Origin of the sequence: Clostridium sp. ZBS2, from assembly GCF_023845855.1 — a bacterium.
GTDB lineage: Bacteria > Bacillota > Clostridia > Clostridiales > Clostridiaceae > Clostridium > Clostridium aquiflavi.
This window is the reverse complement of the sequence record NZ_JAMQIF010000010.1, coordinates 96,015-112,819: the sequence shown is the minus strand read 5'-3', so window position 1 is coordinate 112,819 and position 16,805 is coordinate 96,015. Positions and strand designations below refer to the sequence as shown.

Sequence of the window (16,805 nt, the reverse complement as noted above, 5' to 3'; positions counted from 1 at the left end):
ATGGTTTATTTTATAGGAGCAGGACCAGGAGCAGTAGATTTAATTACAGTTAGAGGAAGAGATATTTTAGAAAAAGCAGATGTTGTTATATATGCAGGATCTTTAGTATCAAAGGAGCATTTAAAATACTGCAAAAAAGATGCTAAGTTTTATAATTCAGCATCTATGACTTTAGATGATGTTATTGAAGTAATTAAGACAGAAGAAAGTGAAAATAGTGTGATAGTTAGATTACATACTGGAGATCCATCAATATATGGTGCTATAAGAGAACAAATGGTTGAACTTGATAAGGAAAATATAAATTATGAAGTTGTTCCAGGAGTAAGTTCATTTACAGCAGCAGCATCATCAATAAAAAAAGAATTTACACTTCCAAGTGTTACACAAACTGTTATTTTAACAAGAGTTGAAGGAAGAACACCAGTACCTGAAACAGAAGATCTTGAAGCTTTAGCATCAATAGGTGCTTCTATGGCTATATTCTTATCAGTATCTATGATTGATAAGGTTGTTGATAAGTTAAGAAGAGGATATAAGAAGAACGTGCCAATAGCAGTTGTTGAAAGAGCAACTTGGGATGACGAAAGAATATTAATGGGAACACTAGATGACATAGTTGAGAAGGTAAAGGAAAATAATATAACTAAATGTGCTCAAATATTAGTGGGAGATTTTATAGGCAATGAATTTGAAAAAAGTTTATTATATGATAAAAATTTCTCTCATATGTTTAGAAATGCAGAGGCACAAAAATGATAAGTATAATATGTCCATCACCTAAGGGGAAGGGCATTGCTTATACTCTTAAAGAAGAGTTAGGATGTAATTTATACATAAAAGAAGAATCTAATCTAGATACAAAAAAGTTATACAACAATAGTGAAGTAAAACTGGTTAATAATATATTTAAAACAGATAGATTCAATTTATATGATGTAACAAAAGATGCAGTTGGATATTCCGATAAAATTATATTTATATCATCAACTGGCATTGCAGTAAGGGCCATAGCTCAATTTATTAAGAGTAAAGATAAAGATCCAGGGGTTGTGGTTGTAGATTTAGCTAATAAGTATACTATAAGTTTATTATCAGGTCATTTAGGTGGTGGAAATGAACTAACATTAGAGGTATCTAAAATATTAAATAATATACCTATAATAACTACAGCTACTGATAATTTAGGAATAGTAGCACCTGATATATTAGCAAAGCAAAACAATCTTATTATAGAGGATTTAAAAAAAGCTAAATATATATCAGCTATTTTAGTGAATGAAAAAATTATTGGTTTAAAAGATGATTATGAAAAGATAAATATTAATAAAGGATATAAAAACCTAAACAGCTTAGAAGAAAATTCTATATGGATAACAAATAAGATAATAGAAAATCCAGATTTAGATTATTCAAAAATATTAAGGTTAATAAAGAAGGATTTAATACTTGGAATAGGTTGTAGAAGAGATACACCTAGTGAAAAGTTAGAAGAGTGTGTGAGAAAACATCTTTTACTTAATAATTTAGAAATTAAGGCTGTAAAGAAAATTGTATCTATTGATGTAAAAAAAGATGAAAAAGCAATAATTAATTTAAGTAATAAATTAGAGTGCGATTTTAATACATTTTCAGGTGATGAAATAAGAAAAGTTCAACATAAGTTTGAAGGTAGCAATTTTGTATTAAAAAGTGTAGGGGTAACTTCTGTATGTGAGCCTTGTGTATATCTAGAGGGTGCTGAAATACTAATAAATAAGATAAAAGATAATGGAATTACGTTATGCATCGGAATAAATAAAGATGAATTTTAGGAGGAAAAGACTTTGGGAGTACTTAGAGTTATAGGAATAGGTCCAGGTTCAATAGACAATATGAGTATAAGAGCTAAAAAAGCTATTGAAGAAAGCGATATAATTGTAGGATATACAAAATATATAGATATGGTAAAAGATCTAGTTAAGGATAAAGAAATTTATTCAACTGGAATGATGGGTGAAGAAGCTAGATGCAAGGAGGCTTTAGAACTTTCAAAAGACAAGAATGTAGCATTAATAAGTACTGGAGATTCAGGAATTTATGGGATGGCTGGTTTAATTCTTGAAATGAGAAGTGATGAGGACGTTGAAGTAATACCGGGAATAACAGCTTCAAGTTCGGCAGGGTCAGTAGTTGGAGCTCCTCTTATGCATGATAACTGTAATATAAGCTTAAGTGATTTAATGACGCCTTATGAAGATATTAAAAAAAGAGTGAGTTTAGCAGCAGAAGGTGATTTTGTAATTTCTCTTTATAATCCTAGAAGTAAGGGTAGAGATAAATACTTAAAAGAATGTATTGATATAATAAGAGAATTTAGACAAGATAATACACCAATTGCAGTAGTCAGAAATGCTTTAAGAGATGATGAAAGCTATACATTAGTTGAACTTAAAGATTTTGATTATGAAATTGTTGATATGATGTCTATTGTTATTATAGGAAACTCAAAAAGTTTTATTAAAAATGGATGTTTTATAACACCTAGAGGATATGCATCTAAGAAAAGAGATGTAGCAAAGTAATGATTGGTTTTATATTAGGAACTTCTGAAGGAAAAAATATAGTATCTTTAATTAACAAACATACAAATGATATTGCAGTTAGTACAGCAACAAGATACGGTGGAGAACTTTTAAAAGAACTTGATATTAAAAGTTTAAATACAAAGCCATTAAATGAAGAAGAAATGTTAAAGTGGATTCAGGAAAATAGTATAAATATTTTAGTTGATGCATCACATCCTTATGCACAGGAAGTTACTAAAACAGCATTGAAATGTTCTAAGAAGCTTAATGTAAAATATATAAGATATGAGAGATTAGGTGCATTAGAGAATATAAACGCTGGTGAAATCATAAGAGTTAAAAACTATGAAGAAGCTATTGATGCAATTAGTAATTTAAATGGAAATATATTAAATTCAACAGGTAGCAATAACTTTTCTAAGTTTTTACATATAGATTTTAATCATAGGATAATTCATAGGGTTTTGCCATCTTATGAAGTGTTAAAAAAAATGATAGATGGTGGAGTTAAGATTAAAGATATAATTGGCATGCAAGGGCCAATATCAGCACAATTAGAAGAAGCATTTATTAAGCAATATGATATTAAAGGTATTATAACAAAAGATAGTGGTTTGCAAGGTGGCGTACTAGAAAAATTTAAAGCAGTACAGAAATATAATATAAAGTTAATAGTTATAGAAAAACCAAAATTTAAATATGAATTAGAATTTAATGATGAAGAAAGTTTGATTTCTTTTTTAGTAAATGAATTAAAATAAAAGCTATGTTGTTACTATATAATTAGAGTTCTTAGCTTCAAATAGAGATTATCTATAGTGAAGATAGGAACTCATTATTTTATTATAAATAAAATAATGAATGATAAATTACAAGAAACATTATAATAAATTGGGGGGAAAGTTATGAAGAGTAAGGAAGAAATTCTTAGACAAATTATAAGGAATATAGATAGTGTAGATAAAAATGTTATGGAAAAAGCAAAGGAACGAATGAATTCTCTTGCAAAACCATTAAATAGTTTAGGAAAGCTGGAAGAAATGTCAATAAGGCTTTCAGGAATAACAGGATATATAAAAAATACTTTGGATAAAAGAGCTATAATTATAATGTGTTCTGATAATGGTGTAGTTGAAGAAGGTGTTGCATCTACACCACAATATGTGACATTAGCACAAACAATTAACTTTACTAAAGGATTAACAGGAGTTGGAGTAATTGCTAAGGCTAATAATACAGATTTAAAAGTCATTGATGTAGGAATAAATAGTGATTTTACTCATTCATCAGTTTTAAATAGGAAGATAAGGAAATCAACTAATAATATAGCTAAAGGAAATGCAATGACTTATGAAGAAGCTATTAAGGCAATATTAGTTGGAATTGAAGCAGTGAAAAATGCAAAAGAAGAAGGCTATAAAATACTTGGAGTTGGAGAGATGGGAATAGGTAATACTTCAACAAGTAGCGCTGTTTTATCATCATTAACGGGTTGCAAAGTAGAAGATGTTGTAGGCTATGGCGGAGGACTTTTAGAGAAGGCTTATAAAAAGAAAATAGAGGTAGTAAAAAAATCAATAGAGATAAATAAGCCTAAAAAAGATGATCCTATAGATATACTATCTAAAGTTGGCGGATTTGATATAGCAGCAATGGTGGGAGTATTTTTAGGAGCGGCATACTATAAAATACCTGTTGTAATTGATGGATTTATATCAGTAGTTGCAGCACTTGTAGCATTTAGATTAAATCATAAAACTAAAGAATATATGTTTACTTCTCATGATTCAAAAGAAATTGGTTTTAAGATTGCAATGAAGGAACTTGAATTAGAGGCTATATTAAATTTAGATATGGGACTTGGCGAAGGAAGTGGTTGTCCTTTAGCTTTTTCTATAATGGACTCTTCATGTGCTGTGATGAATAATATGGCTACATTTGAAGAAGCTAAAATTAATGATAGTTATTTAGATGAGTTAAGAAAACTAAATTAAAATATGTGTAAAAATATGTTTAAGTAATAAAATCATTTTTATTACTTAAACATACATTAAATAATATAGTACCAAATTTAATTGATGTCTGTGTTTTAAAATATCATCATTCATTTAAAATATAGATTAATTATTAAATTCTAATGGATTAATAGTATTTAAATGTGGGTGAGATAATGATCAGAAATAATAAGAAAACAAATTCCAATAATATAAATAAATCTGACATTAAATTTAAACATACAAATGAATATAACGAAAATAATAATGATTCAAGTACAAATCAAACTGAGGATACAACTTCAGATATTAACATTCCTGAATTGTTAGAACAATTAAAGATTATTAATCTATCAATAAATGCACTATTCGTTATTATTATAGCTATACTCCAAAATATGGATTTCCTTTTTTGGCAAAGAGCTAAACTAATAGATAAAATAAATGGTACTAATTATGCTGAAAATCTTCTTGATAAAACTGACAATCCTAAGAATGCAAACATGTTAAATATTTATGCATCGGCAGTTTTCTTATGTATTAATTGGGAACAATTTCAAAAAATATCATCTACAAGCAAAGATAAAAAAGAAATTACAAGAGCATATGATAGTTTTATATCTAGTTTATTGATATTTATTGCTGCTTTAATTAGTCGTTATACATTTATTCCATAATATAAGGTTATATTATGATATGTAATTTTAAAAAATTATTAAAATATAAATCAAAATACTTTTATAAATAGAATAAATAAATTTATTATGGTAGAATACATGTTGAAAAGTTATTAAATACAACATCTCTTATTAAGTGTATTTAATAGCTAAATACACTTAATAAGAGGATATGGAAATGAAAAGAAGTTTAAAAATAGTAAGCCCTGTATATCAACAAATAGCAGCAGATATTGCTTCAAAAATAGCAAATGGACATTATAAAGTTGGAGAAAAAATATATGCACGTTCAGCATTAGCAGCTCAATATAGTGTTTCATCAGAAACGGCTAGACGAGCTATTTGTATTTTATCTGATATGGAAATTGTAGATACAGCTAAGGGTAGTGGAGTTACAATAAAATCATGTCAAAATGCAATTAAATTTGTAAAGCAATATGAAGATATTCAAACAGTGAATGACTTAAAAAAAGAAATATTAGGAAGTATAGAACGTCAAACACAAGAAAATAAATATCTCAAAGAACATTTATTAGATTTAATAGATAAAACAGATAGGTTTAAATCTATAAATCCATTCATACCATTTGAAATAAATATTAATAAAAATACGCCATATATAGGAAAAAATATATCTGAAATTAATTTTTGGCATAATACTTTTGCAACTATAATTGCAATAAAGAGAGGGGAGTCTTTAGTGATGTCTCCAGGGCCATATGCAATTTTTAGAGAAGGAGATATATTTTATTTCGTGGGTGATGAAGACTGTTATGAAAGAGTACAAAATTTTATGTATCCATAAGGATTTTAATAAAGACAATTATTCTGTTGTCTTTATTTTTTTGCCAAAAGTAACAACTTTATGATACAATAAAGTTGTTACTTTGCAAAAAGAGGAGGTTTTTCAGTGATAGAATTTAAAAATGTGAGTAAAGTTTTTAAAAATCAAACTGTTTTAAAGGATGTATCTTTTAAAATAGATAAAGGAGAATTAGTAAGTATTATTGGTGAAAGCGGTTGTGGTAAAACTACCACTTTAAAGATGATAAATAGCCTTATTAAACCATCTTCAGGTAAAATTTTAATTGATGGTGAAAATATTGGATTCAAGGATGTCATAAAATTAAGACGAAATATGGGATATGTTATTCAACAAACAGGATTGTTTCCTCATATGACTATTAGAGAAAATATTGAAATAATCCCGCGTCTAGAAAAAGTAAAAAAAGCTAATATTGAAAAGAAAACTTATGAATTAATGGATATGGTAGGATTGAATGCTGAGGAATATTTAGATCGTTATCCAACAGAACTTAGTGGTGGTCAGCAACAAAGAATTGGTGTTGCAAGAGCATTTGCAACAAATCCAGAAATAATATTAATGGATGAACCTTTTAGTGCATTAGATCCTATAACACGTTTACAGCTTCAAGATGAATTAATTGATTTACAATCTAAATTAAGAAAAACTATTGTTTTTGTTACACATGATATGGATGAAGCTATAAGAATAGCAGATAAAATTTGTATAATGAATGGAGGAAGAATAATTCAATATGATACTCCAGAAAACATACTTAAAAATCCATGCAATGATTTTGTAAGTGAATTTATTGGAAAAAACAGAATATGGTCTTCACCAGAATTTATAAAGGTAAAAGATATAATGATTGATAATCCTATTACCTGTTATAAAAATATATCATTACTAAAGTGTATGGAAAAGATGAGGAGTTCAAAAGTTGATAGCTTAATGGTAATTGATAAATTTAATCATCTTTTAGGAATTGTTACAGCTAAACAAATACAAAATAATATGGATAGAAGTATACCAGTAGAAAATATAATGAATTCTGATTTTATAAAGGCATTTCCAGAGGATACAATTATAGATATATTGGAACTTGTTAAAGAAAATAAAATATCAAGATTACCAGTTGTTGATGAGTGTGGATGCTTAAAAGGTATAATAACGAAAAGTAGCTTAGTTACAACGCTAAGTGAGCAATTTTTAGATACTGAGGAGGTGGAATAAAAATGATGGGATTTTTAAATTATTTAATGGAAGCTAAATCTCAAATTTTTATGTTATTGATTGAGCATATAAAACTTACTTCAGTATCTGTAGGATTAGCAATTATAATTGCAATGCCATTAGGTATATGTATAAGTTATATAAAGAAAATGAACAAGCCTGTTATAGCAATAGCTAATATAATTCAGGCAATTCCTAGCATGGCACTTTTAGGGATTGCAATACCGTTTTTAGGGATAGGAACAACACCAGCCATTGTAATGGTTGTTTTATATTCACTTTTGCCAATAATAAAGAATACAAATACAGGAATTAAAAGTATAAATCCACTGACACTAGAGGCAGCTAGAGGAATTGGACTTACAAAGTTTCAAATTTTAGTAAAAGTTCAATTACCGTTAGCTTTACCTGTTATTATGTCAGGGGTTAGAATATCTGCTGTTACAGCAGTGGGTCTTATGACAATGGCTGCCTTCATTGGTGGAGGGGGACTAGGATATTTAGTATTTTCAGGAATAAGAACAGTTAATAATTATCAAATTTTAGCAGGTGCAATTCCAGCGTGTATATTAGCATTAGCAGTTGATTTTTTATTTGGATTAATTGAAAATTTAGTTACACCTGTAAGTATTCAAAAGGGAAATTCTAAACAAGGAATTTCCAAAGTAAAAAAGAATAAAAGACAAAAAAGTATTCTTGCACTTACAGCTTGTATAATATTAGGAATATTTATAGTAACTAATATATCAGCTAAAAGCAATGGTAAGACCATTACAATTGGAAGTAAGGATTACACAGAACAAGAGATACTTTGTAATATTTTTTCTGAAGCTATAGAGAAAAATACAGATATTTCTGTTAAACGTAAAAGTGCTCTTGGAGGCACACAAATTTGTTTTTCTGCGTTAAAAAGTGGCGATATTGATATGTATGTGGATTATAGTGGTACATGCTATGGAGATACATTAAAATATACACCTATATCTGATGTAGAAAAGGTTTATGACACAGTTAAAACTGATTTTAAAGATAAGTTTAATATTGAAGTATTAAACCAAATGGGATTTAATAATACTTACACTTTAGCAGTTAAGAAAGATACTGCTGAAAAATATAATTTAAAAACAATAAGTGATATTGCAAAAGTAGGAGATGAGTTAACAATATCTCCAAGTCTAGAATTTCTTAATAGAGAAGATGGAATTATTGGATTAAAAAGAACATATAATTTTAACTTTAAAGATGAAATTGGAATTGATGGAAGTCCCAAATATACAGCATTAATGAATAATGAAAGTGATGTTATAGATGCATTTTTAACTGATGGATTATTAAAGAAATTTGATTTAGCTGTCTTAAAAGATGATAAAAAGTTCTTTCCACCATACTATGCTATACCACTAGTTAAAGGAGAAACATTAGAAAAATATCCAGAAATAACTCCTATAGTTGAAGAGATAGCACCTTTATTAACTAATGAAGTAATGATAGATTTAAATTATCAAGTAGATGAGTTAAGAAAAGATCCAAAAGATGTTGCAATAGAGTTTTTAAAAGAAAATAATTTGCTATAAAATTTTTATAAAGACATATATAATAAAATAATATGATTAAGGAAAAGATAAATAAGCCAATGATATTAATTAATATATCATTGGCTTATGTTATAATTATTTTGAATTTAATACATATAATTTATATAATATAATGATAAGATATCTAATATATAAATGCTAAGTGAGTATAGTTAAAAGTTAGGTAATTCTATTAAAAGACTATTTTAGATATAAGAACTTTTCATTATATAGAAAACTTAAAATTATAAAGTACTTAAAACTTATAACAAAAAGTGAGGAATGAAGAGAATGGATTTAGGACTGATACATATTTATTGTGGAGATGGAAAAGGAAAAACTACAGCAGCTATGGGGCTCGGTATGAGAGGTGCAGGAAGAGATAAAAAAGTACTTCTTACTCAGTTTTTAAAAGATAATAATACAGGTGAATTAATTTCTATAGATAAAATTGGACAAAATTTTCAAATAGTAAAGGGAGAACCTGTTAAAAAGTTTTTTAAATTTATGACAGAGGAAGAACAAAAACACACAAAATTAGAACATGAAAAAAGGTTTAAAGATTTAACTTTAAAAGCTATAGAAGAAAATTTTGATATTCTTATATTAGATGAAATTATTGCAGCCACTAATTTAGAATTGATACCTTTAAATATTGTTATAGATTTTTTAAAGAGTAAACCTAAAGGTCTTGAAGTAGTATTAACAGGAAGAAATCCAAATGAAAAATTAATAGAACTTGCAGATTATGTTTCTGAAATTCAAGCAATAAAACATCCTTATAAAAAAGGTATTAAATCAAGAATAGGAATAGAAAAGTAATATGAATTGTTTAATAATAGGGGGATCTAAAAGTGGCAAATCTAACACAGGTGAAAAAATAGCTTTATCTTTAAATAAAGATAAGGTTATATATATAGCTACTATGAGTCCTTATGATGATGAAGATAAAAAAAGAATAGAAAAACATATTATTAGCAGATTTGGATTAGGTTTTGTTACTTTAGAACAATTTAGAGATTTAAATGAAACAATAAAATATATAAATGAAAAAGATACAATCTTAATTGATAGTATAACTTCACTTTTAACTAATGAAATGTTTATAAAAAATGATATAATAAAATGTCCTTCATTAAAAATAATAAGTAATATTAAAGAAATAATAGATACTGTTAAAAATGTTGTAATTATATCAGACTACATATTTAATGATTCTATAGAATATGATGAGATAAGTGAAAATTATAAGAGAGAACTTGGTAAAATAAATAAAGAACTAGCTAAGATATGTGATACAGTTATTGAATGTAGCTTTAGTAATGTAAAAGTACATAAAGGAAATAATTTATTAAGTGAATTAGCTAAGAAGGGATAAATAAAGAGATGAAAAATTTATTTAAAGGGTTTATGATGTCTTTAAGTATGTTTACTATAATTCCAATGCCATATGTAGAATGGGATGAAGATGGAGCTAAAAACATGATGAAGTGTTATCCAATTATAGGCCTTATTGTAGGATGCGTATGGTTTCTAGGATATAAATTAATAAATTATTTAAATATATCTATAGTTTTAAAAAGTGCATTAATAATGATAATACCATTCATAATTACTGGAATGTTACATTTAGATGGATTTATGGATGTATGTGATGCTATTTTATCAAGAAGAGATAAAGAAGAAAAATTAAGAATATTAAAAGATTCTACAACAGGAGCATTTTCAGTTATATCTGTTATTATTTTATTTTTTATACAATTTGGTGCAGTTTATTCATTTTTAGAATATAATAAAAATCCATATATATTGATATTTTTACCTATAATAAGTAGAAATATAGTAGCATATTTTTTTATTACTATAATTACAATTAAAGAAAGTACATTAGGAAGCTATTTTACAAAAGGGACAAACATTAAAGACAAGGTTATTTTAATATTAGAGTTAGTCTTGGTATGTATATTGTTTGGAATTATACTTGGATATACTGGAATAGCAATTTTACTAATTGTTGCAGTGGCTATAAGCTTATGTGTGAAAAAATGCATTAATGAATTTGGTGGAATATCTGGTGATGTAGCAGGATTTTCTCTTGTTGTTGGAGAATTAGTAGGACTGTTTTCAGCATGTATATTTTTTTAAAGAATGAAAAGCTGATAAAATCTAAGTTAAAGTAAATAAGAGTTGAGAATTGAGAGTGAAGAGTGGAGAGTTGAGGAAAAAAATTCTTTGATGGAATTTTTCAAATATAATACTTTTTCAGAAAGTCTTTAGGACTTTCAACAAAAACTTTCAACTTTCAATTATCCACTCTTAACTAAAAAAAGGTTGGTACAGCCACTTTGTTCTAACATTATGTGAATACTTATATAAGGTATCAATGAAAGGAAATAGGAGATATGATTTTAATTTATGGTGGAGCATATAATGGAAAAAATGAATTTGTTAAAAAGAAATATAACTTAGAAAATAAAGATTTATTTTATTGCAATAATTCGAATTTAGATTTTTCATATAAAGTTATAATGGGATTACATATGTTTATAAAAGATTGTGTTTTAAAAAAAATTGATACTTTAGAGATAATAAAAGAAAATTTAGATATTCTTCAGGATAAGATAATTGTATGCGATGAAATAGGCTCTGGAATCGTACCTTTAAATAGAGAAGATAGATTATGGAGAGAAGAATGTGGAAAAGTACTACAATTTTTATCACAAAATTCAAATAAGGTATGTAGAATATTTTTTGGACTGGAGGAAGTATTAAAAGATGAGTAAAATTGAATTGTACCTAATTAGACACGGGAAGACATATTGTAATAAAGAAAAATTATATTATGGCAAAACAGATGTCTCATTATGTGATGAAGGTATTATAGATCTTATAGATAAGAAGAAAAACTATATATATCCTTTATGTGAAAAATATTTTACTAGTGGTTTAAAGAGAGCTAATGAAACTTTTGAAATTTTATATCCAAATGAAGAATATTATTTAGTACCAGAATTGTGTGAATATAATTTTGGTGAATTTGAGTTAAAATCTTATGAAGATTTAAAAGAAAATCCTAAATATCAAGAATGGATTATGGATGAGGTTGGAGAAGTTAAATGTCCTAATGGGGAGAGTAAAAAAGAATTTAAAGAAAGAATATTAAAAGGCTTTTTTAATTTAATATGTGAATTGAGTAATGAAAATATTAAAAGTGCATTAGCTGTTTTGCATGGAGGCACTATAGGAATGTTATTAGAAGAATTATATGACAATAAAAAAAGCTTTATAGAGTGGCAACCACAAGGTGGAGATGGATATAAACTTATAATATCACTAGAAAATGATGTAGAAATAACAAGTGTTAAAGAAATTTTTAAGATGTAATTTTAAAATTCAAAAGATTAAGGGTGGTTTATAGAATGATAGAATTAACTATTGGATTTATTTTGGATCTAATAATTGGAGATCCAGAAAATCCGATACATCCCGTTAGAATAATTGGAAATTTTGCCAGTAAATTAGAAAAAATATCTAGAAAGTTATTTAAGAATTATTTAAAGATAGGTGGCCTTATTACTTGGTTAATAATTATAAGTACTACATTTTTATTTAACTTTTTTATATTAAAGATTGTAAGTGATTTTAATAAGTATTTAGGTATACTTTTAGGTGGAGTAGTAATATATTTCTGTATTTCTGCTAAAGGATTAGTGACAGAAGGATATAGGGTTATTTCATTAGTAAGGAAAGATGATATTAATGCTGCTAGAAAGCAATTAGCCTTTATAGTAGGAAGAGACACTGAAAATTTAGATAAACAAGATATTATAAGAGCCGTGATAGAGACAATTGCAGAAAATATGTCAGATGGGATTATAGCACCAATTTTTTATGCAGGACTTGGAGGCGCACCATTAGCTATGGCATATAAATCAGTAAATACTTTAGATTCTATGTTTGGATATAAAAATGATAAATATATGGAGTTTGGATACTTTTCTGCAAAATTAGATGATGTATTTAATTATATTCCAGCAAGAATTACAGGAATTTTAATAGTATTATCAGCTATGATTTTAGGATATGATTATAAACGTAGTTTTAAAATATATAAAAGAGATAGATATAATCATTCAAGTCCTAATAGCGCTCATCCAGAAGCTGCAATGGCAGGCATATTAGGAATTCAACTTGGGGGAGCAAACTATTATTTTGGAAAATTAGTCAAAAAACAAACTATAGGAGATAGTATTAAGGAAATAGAGATTTTGGATGTAGATAAAACGTCAAAAGTACTTTATTGTAGTACTATTTTATCATACATATTATCAATCATATTAATTTTTATTGGAGGACATATCTATGGCTAATATAGGACATGGTGGAAATATAAAAGAAATAGCAAGACAAAAGGGAATTGATTATAATAATATAATAGATTTTTCATCTAATATTAATCCTTTAGGTATGTCAAATGAAGTAAAGAGAGCTATAATAGATTCAATGGATGATATTAAAAAATATCCTGATATAAGTTACATGGAATTAAAAAAATCAATATCTGAATATGAACAAATTGATAAATCGTATTTAATGTTAGGTAATGGTGCTGCTGAAGTGCTATTTAATATAGTTAAAGCATTAAATCCTAAAAAAGTATTAATACCTGTGCCAACCTTTTCAGAATATAAAGAAGCTGTAGAATGTGTAAATTCAAAAGTTGAATTATATAAAATGAGTGAAAATAATTCTTTTAAAATATGTGAGGATATTTTAGATAAAATTACAGAAGAAATTGACTTGGTTTTTATATGTAATCCTAATAATCCAACAGGAGTATTAACGAATAGAGAATTATTAATGAAAATTTTAATAAAGTCTAAAGAGAACAATAGTAAAGTTTTAATTGATGAATCTTTTATGGATTTTACAATAGGAGATTTTTCAATGGTTAATACTATAGAGGCTTTTGATAATTTAATTATACTAAAGTCGCTTACTAAATTTTTTGCTATACCGGGATTGAGAATAGGATATGGTTTATGTTCAAATAAGGATTTTACAAGTGAAGTTTATAAGATAACTCCAGCTTGGAATATAAATACACTGGCAGATGTAGCAACGAGAGTTTCTTTACAAGATAAAAATTATATGAGAAAAACAATACAATATATGGAAAAAGAGAAAGCTTTCCTATATAATAGTCTAAAGACGTTTAAAAGCTTAAAGGTATATGAGCCTAGTGTGAATTTTATATTTTTTAAAAGCAATTTAGATATTAATTTAAAATCAGAACTACTAAAACACAATATTTTAATAAGAAGTTGTAGTAACTACGATTGTTTAAATGAATATTATTATAGAGTAGCAGTTAAAAGTAGAGAAGATAATACTAAATTAATTTCTTGTATAAAAAATATACTTGGTAATAATGAATAGAATTTTTAAATAATAGAAAAGTAGATTTTAGATAACTATGGATATTTAATAATAAAATAAGCAGTTAAAGTATTATGTTAAAAACTGCAAAAGATGTTTTTGGAGGGTAGTATGAATAAAAAAAATATAATGTTTTTAGGTACAGCATCTTCAGTAGGAAAGAGTACTTTAGTAGCAGCACTATGTAGAGTGCTAAAAAATGAAGAGTTTAAAGTGGCTCCTTTTAAAGCAATGAATATCTCGTTGAATTCCTATGTAACCAAAGATGGTGCGGAAATGGGAAGAGCTCAAGTCGTACAAGCTGAAGCATCTAAAATAGAACCTAGTGCTTTAATGAACCCTATATTATTAAAACCAAGTGGAGGACATACTCAAGTTATAGTAAATGGAAAAGTTTATGATAATATAGAACCTTATAAATACAAAGAACTAAACAAGAAGTTAAAAGGTATTGTAAAAGAATCATATGATGAACTAAGTAATGAGTATGAATTAATAGTATTAGAAGGCTCTGGAGGCTGTGCTGAAATAAATTTAAAAGACAGTGATATAGCTAATATGAATATGGCTGAAAGTGTTGATGCACCAGTTGTATTAGTTGCTGATATTGACAGGGGTGGAGTGTTTGCCACAATAGTTGGTACACTTCAGTTGCTAACAGAAAATGAAAGACAAAGAGTTAAAGGTGTTATAATAAACAAATTTAGAGGAAAGAAAGAATACTTTGAACCTGGTGTAAAACAATTGGAAGACATAATAAAAATACCTGTTCTTGGAGTAATGCCATATGAATACTTTGATATTGAGGATGAAGATAGTGTTACAGAAAAGATAAGTAATAAAGAATCTACTGAAGGAAAAAATATAGATATAGCTATAATAAGACTTTCTCATATGTCTAATTTTACAGATTTTAATGTACTTAACAGAATAAATGGAGTTAATATAAGGTATGTAGAAAGTACAAAGTATTTAAAAGATCCAGATGTGATTATTATACCAGGAACTAAAAATACAATTGAAGATTTGAGAATCTTAAAGGAAAGTAAACTTGCAGATGAGATAATTAAATTGCATGATAATGGCACATTAGTATTGGGAATTTGTGGCGGATATCAAATGCTAGGAAAGTTACTTCTTGATCAACAGGGTGTAGAAGGAAATACTTTTCAAGAAGAAGGATTAGGTTTACTTGATATAAAGACTAGATTTAATGAAAGAAAAGTAACTAAGCAAGTTGAGGCTCAAGTAGTATCAAATTTAAAAGATATTAATGAAATAGAAAATAAATCATTAGTAGGATATGAAATACACAATGGGATAAGTAAAGTTGGAAAAAATGTAAAACCATTTATAAAGGATTCTAAAGGAAAAGTCATTGGAGTTTGTGATAAAGAGGGATCTGTTGCAGGAACTTACTTGCATGGAATTTTTGATTCGGAGGAATTTACTAATGCATTTATTAATGCATTAAAGAAGAATAACAATTTTAATTTATCAGAAGATGATGAATTAAATAAGATATCTGATTATAAAAATGAGCAATATGAAAAATTAGCAAAAGTGTTTTCAGAAAATATAGATGTAAACAAAATAAAAGAAATAATGGGTATTTAAAATATAAAAGAGCTGTATTAAAATAATTTTATGAATTATTTTGATATAGCTCTTTCATAGATAGGATTTATAGAAATTTTATAATAGCTAGTATTATAAGAAGCACGCCAGATAGCCAGGAGAGTTCAACGTTTATATTGTCAGCTAATTTTTTACCAATTATAACACCAATTGATACAGCTAAAAAGCCAATTATGAAACTAAGAATTATGACCTGAATATAATTTATACTTGTCAAACTAGAACCAAATCCAACTGCTAAGCTATCTAATGAAAGTGCAAGAGCTAGATAAAATGATTCTTTTGGACTTAAAGTTTTTGATTTATCAAAGTCAGCTTTTGTCTCATCAGCATAAACCTCAAGTACAAATTTAAAATCAAATAATTTAAATGTTAAAGGGGTATCTATTTGAGAGCACTTAGATATATAAGATTTAAATATGCATTCAAATAAACGATATATACCCAGTCCCATTAAAAGAACAAATCCTATCAACATAGGCAGATTACCTGGTAAAAATTTTTTTACGATAGCTCCAAGTAATAAGGAAATACCTAGTGTACATGTAGATACCAAATTTATTATTAAAGCAGATATTGGCGGGATTTTAATTTTAGATGTACCATAAGCAATGCTTGCAACAAAAGAATCTATACAGATAGATGATACTAATAAAATTGATTCAAGCATAGTAATACCTCGATAACTAATACATACTTATATATATTTTATATTATGAAGAAATACGATATTAGTTACAAAATGTGAGTGAAATGTAATAAATATTACATGATTAAATTTATCTAAGATTAGTATTTTTTATTTAGGCTCTGTTTTAGCAGAGTGTTGATATATGCATAAGCAAAGTGAGCGGAGTAATTGAACTTAGGAATGCTAA

At 26.9% G+C, this 16,805-nt stretch carries 18 protein-coding genes; 17 read left to right on the top strand and 1 reads right to left on the bottom strand.

The features are described from left to right. The 17 genes from cobM to NG918_RS06805 all read left to right on the top strand — a co-directional run bounded on the left by cobM (position 1) and on the right by NG918_RS06805 (position 15,906). Entirely contained in the window at positions 1 to 759 is a 759-nt protein-coding gene (cobM, locus tag NG918_RS06885; protein WP_252213884.1) for a precorrin-4 C(11)-methyltransferase, read from the top strand. Further along, on the top strand, positions 756 to 1,814 hold the full coding sequence (gene cbiG / locus NG918_RS06880; RefSeq protein ID WP_252225459.1) for a cobalt-precorrin 5A hydrolase: 1,059 nt from the start codon (positions 756 to 758) through the stop codon (positions 1,812 to 1,814). Before cobM ends, cbiG begins: the two co-directional genes overlap by 4 nt. 12 nt (positions 1,815 to 1,826) lie before the next feature. Beyond that, a complete protein-coding gene (cobJ, locus tag NG918_RS06875; protein ID WP_252213881.1) occupies positions 1,827 to 2,564 on the top strand; it encodes a precorrin-3B C(17)-methyltransferase in 738 nt (245 codons plus the stop codon). Next, positions 2,564 to 3,328, top strand: coding sequence for a cobalt-precorrin-6A reductase (locus NG918_RS06870; protein WP_252225458.1), 765 nt, complete (start codon positions 2,564 to 2,566; stop codon positions 3,326 to 3,328). Before cobJ ends, NG918_RS06870 begins: the two co-directional genes overlap by 1 nt. A 144-nt stretch (positions 3,329 to 3,472) precedes the next feature. Further along, a complete protein-coding gene (cobT, locus tag NG918_RS06865; protein WP_252225457.1) occupies positions 3,473 to 4,561 on the top strand; it encodes a nicotinate-nucleotide--dimethylbenzimidazole phosphoribosyltransferase in 1,089 nt (362 codons plus the stop codon). Between the two features lie 176 nt (positions 4,562 to 4,737). After that, positions 4,738 to 5,238, top strand: coding sequence for a hypothetical protein (locus NG918_RS06860; protein WP_252213875.1), 501 nt, complete (start codon positions 4,738 to 4,740; stop codon positions 5,236 to 5,238). Between the two features lie 178 nt (positions 5,239 to 5,416). Continuing rightward, positions 5,417 to 6,043: a GntR family transcriptional regulator gene (locus tag NG918_RS06855; protein WP_252213873.1), complete on the top strand. Its 627-nt coding sequence runs from the start codon at positions 5,417 to 5,419 to the stop codon at positions 6,041 to 6,043. Positions 6,044 to 6,148: 105 nt separating this feature from the next. Next, positions 6,149 to 7,276, top strand: a complete 1,128-nt coding sequence (locus NG918_RS06850) for an ABC transporter ATP-binding protein (protein ID WP_252213871.1) — start codon at positions 6,149 to 6,151, stop codon at positions 7,274 to 7,276. A gap of 2 nt (positions 7,277 to 7,278) precedes the next feature. Continuing rightward, complete coding sequence (locus NG918_RS06845; protein WP_252213869.1) at positions 7,279 to 8,850, top strand: ABC transporter permease/substrate-binding protein; 1,572 nt, start codon at positions 7,279 to 7,281, stop codon at positions 8,848 to 8,850. A gap of 291 nt (positions 8,851 to 9,141) precedes the next feature. Next, positions 9,142 to 9,672, top strand: coding sequence for a cob(I)yrinic acid a,c-diamide adenosyltransferase (locus NG918_RS06840; RefSeq protein WP_252213867.1), 531 nt, complete (start codon positions 9,142 to 9,144; stop codon positions 9,670 to 9,672). Between the two features lies 1 nt (position 9,673). Beyond that, entirely contained in the window at positions 9,674 to 10,228 is a 555-nt protein-coding gene (locus NG918_RS06835; RefSeq protein ID WP_252213865.1) for a bifunctional adenosylcobinamide kinase/adenosylcobinamide-phosphate guanylyltransferase, read from the top strand. 8 nt (positions 10,229 to 10,236) lie between these two features. Next, entirely contained in the window at positions 10,237 to 10,995 is a 759-nt protein-coding gene (locus tag NG918_RS06830; RefSeq protein WP_252213863.1) for an adenosylcobinamide-GDP ribazoletransferase, read from the top strand. A gap of 257 nt (positions 10,996 to 11,252) precedes the next feature. Then, a complete protein-coding gene (locus NG918_RS06825) occupies positions 11,253 to 11,633 on the top strand; it encodes a bifunctional adenosylcobinamide kinase/adenosylcobinamide-phosphate guanylyltransferase (RefSeq protein WP_252213861.1) in 381 nt (126 codons plus the stop codon). After that, positions 11,626 to 12,234 (top strand): histidine phosphatase family protein, encoded by a 609-nt coding sequence (locus tag NG918_RS06820; protein ID WP_252213859.1) that lies wholly within the window; start codon positions 11,626 to 11,628, stop codon positions 12,232 to 12,234. The genes NG918_RS06825 and NG918_RS06820 overlap by 8 nt, the downstream gene beginning before the upstream one ends. Positions 12,235 to 12,269: 35 nt before the next feature. Next, positions 12,270 to 13,220 (top strand): adenosylcobinamide-phosphate synthase CbiB, encoded by a 951-nt coding sequence (cbiB, locus tag NG918_RS06815; protein WP_252213857.1) that lies wholly within the window; start codon positions 12,270 to 12,272, stop codon positions 13,218 to 13,220. Next, complete coding sequence (gene cobD / locus NG918_RS06810) at positions 13,213 to 14,289, top strand: threonine-phosphate decarboxylase CobD (protein WP_252213855.1); 1,077 nt, start codon at positions 13,213 to 13,215, stop codon at positions 14,287 to 14,289. The genes cbiB and cobD overlap by 8 nt, the downstream gene beginning before the upstream one ends. Before the next feature lie 111 nt (positions 14,290 to 14,400). Then, positions 14,401 to 15,906: a cobyric acid synthase gene (locus tag NG918_RS06805; RefSeq protein ID WP_252225456.1), complete on the top strand. Its 1,506-nt coding sequence runs from the start codon at positions 14,401 to 14,403 to the stop codon at positions 15,904 to 15,906. 67 nt (positions 15,907 to 15,973) lie between these two features. Here NG918_RS06805 and ytaF read toward each other — a convergent pair whose 3' ends face one another. Then, positions 15,974 to 16,597 (bottom strand): sporulation membrane protein YtaF, encoded by a 624-nt coding sequence (gene ytaF / locus NG918_RS06800; RefSeq protein ID WP_252213851.1) that lies wholly within the window; start codon positions 16,595 to 16,597, stop codon positions 15,974 to 15,976. Positions 16,598 to 16,805: the final 208 nt, after the last annotated feature.

Excerpts from the sequence above, each read along its gene's own strand:
- cobM (WP_252213884.1), top strand. The coding sequence starts at position 1 with ATGGTTTATTTTATAGGAGCAGGACCAGGAGCAGTAGATTTAATTACA.
- cbiG (WP_252225459.1), top strand. The coding sequence starts at position 756 with ATGATAAGTATAATATGTCCATCACCTAAGGGGAAGGGCATTGCTTAT.
- NG918_RS06870 (WP_252225458.1), top strand. The coding sequence starts at position 2,564 with ATGATTGGTTTTATATTAGGAACTTCTGAAGGAAAAAATATAGTATCT.
- cobT (WP_252225457.1), top strand. The coding sequence starts at position 3,473 with ATGAAGAGTAAGGAAGAAATTCTTAGACAAATTATAAGGAATATAGAT.
- NG918_RS06860 (WP_252213875.1), top strand. The coding sequence starts at position 4,738 with ATGATCAGAAATAATAAGAAAACAAATTCCAATAATATAAATAAATCT.
- NG918_RS06855 (WP_252213873.1), top strand. The coding sequence starts at position 5,417 with ATGAAAAGAAGTTTAAAAATAGTAAGCCCTGTATATCAACAAATAGCA.
- NG918_RS06845 (WP_252213869.1), top strand. The coding sequence starts at position 7,279 with ATGATGGGATTTTTAAATTATTTAATGGAAGCTAAATCTCAAATTTTT.
- NG918_RS06840 (WP_252213867.1), top strand. The coding sequence starts at position 9,142 with ATGGATTTAGGACTGATACATATTTATTGTGGAGATGGAAAAGGAAAA.
- NG918_RS06835 (WP_252213865.1), top strand. The coding sequence starts at position 9,674 with ATGAATTGTTTAATAATAGGGGGATCTAAAAGTGGCAAATCTAACACA.
- NG918_RS06830 (WP_252213863.1), top strand. The coding sequence starts at position 10,237 with ATGAAAAATTTATTTAAAGGGTTTATGATGTCTTTAAGTATGTTTACT.
- NG918_RS06825 (WP_252213861.1), top strand. The coding sequence starts at position 11,253 with ATGATTTTAATTTATGGTGGAGCATATAATGGAAAAAATGAATTTGTT.
- NG918_RS06820 (WP_252213859.1), top strand. The coding sequence starts at position 11,626 with ATGAGTAAAATTGAATTGTACCTAATTAGACACGGGAAGACATATTGT.
- cbiB (WP_252213857.1), top strand. The coding sequence starts at position 12,270 with ATGATAGAATTAACTATTGGATTTATTTTGGATCTAATAATTGGAGAT.
- cobD (WP_252213855.1), top strand. The coding sequence starts at position 13,213 with ATGGCTAATATAGGACATGGTGGAAATATAAAAGAAATAGCAAGACAA.
- NG918_RS06805 (WP_252225456.1), top strand. The coding sequence starts at position 14,401 with ATGAATAAAAAAAATATAATGTTTTTAGGTACAGCATCTTCAGTAGGA.
- ytaF (WP_252213851.1), bottom strand. The coding sequence starts at position 16,597 with ATGCTTGAATCAATTTTATTAGTATCATCTATCTGTATAGATTCTTTT.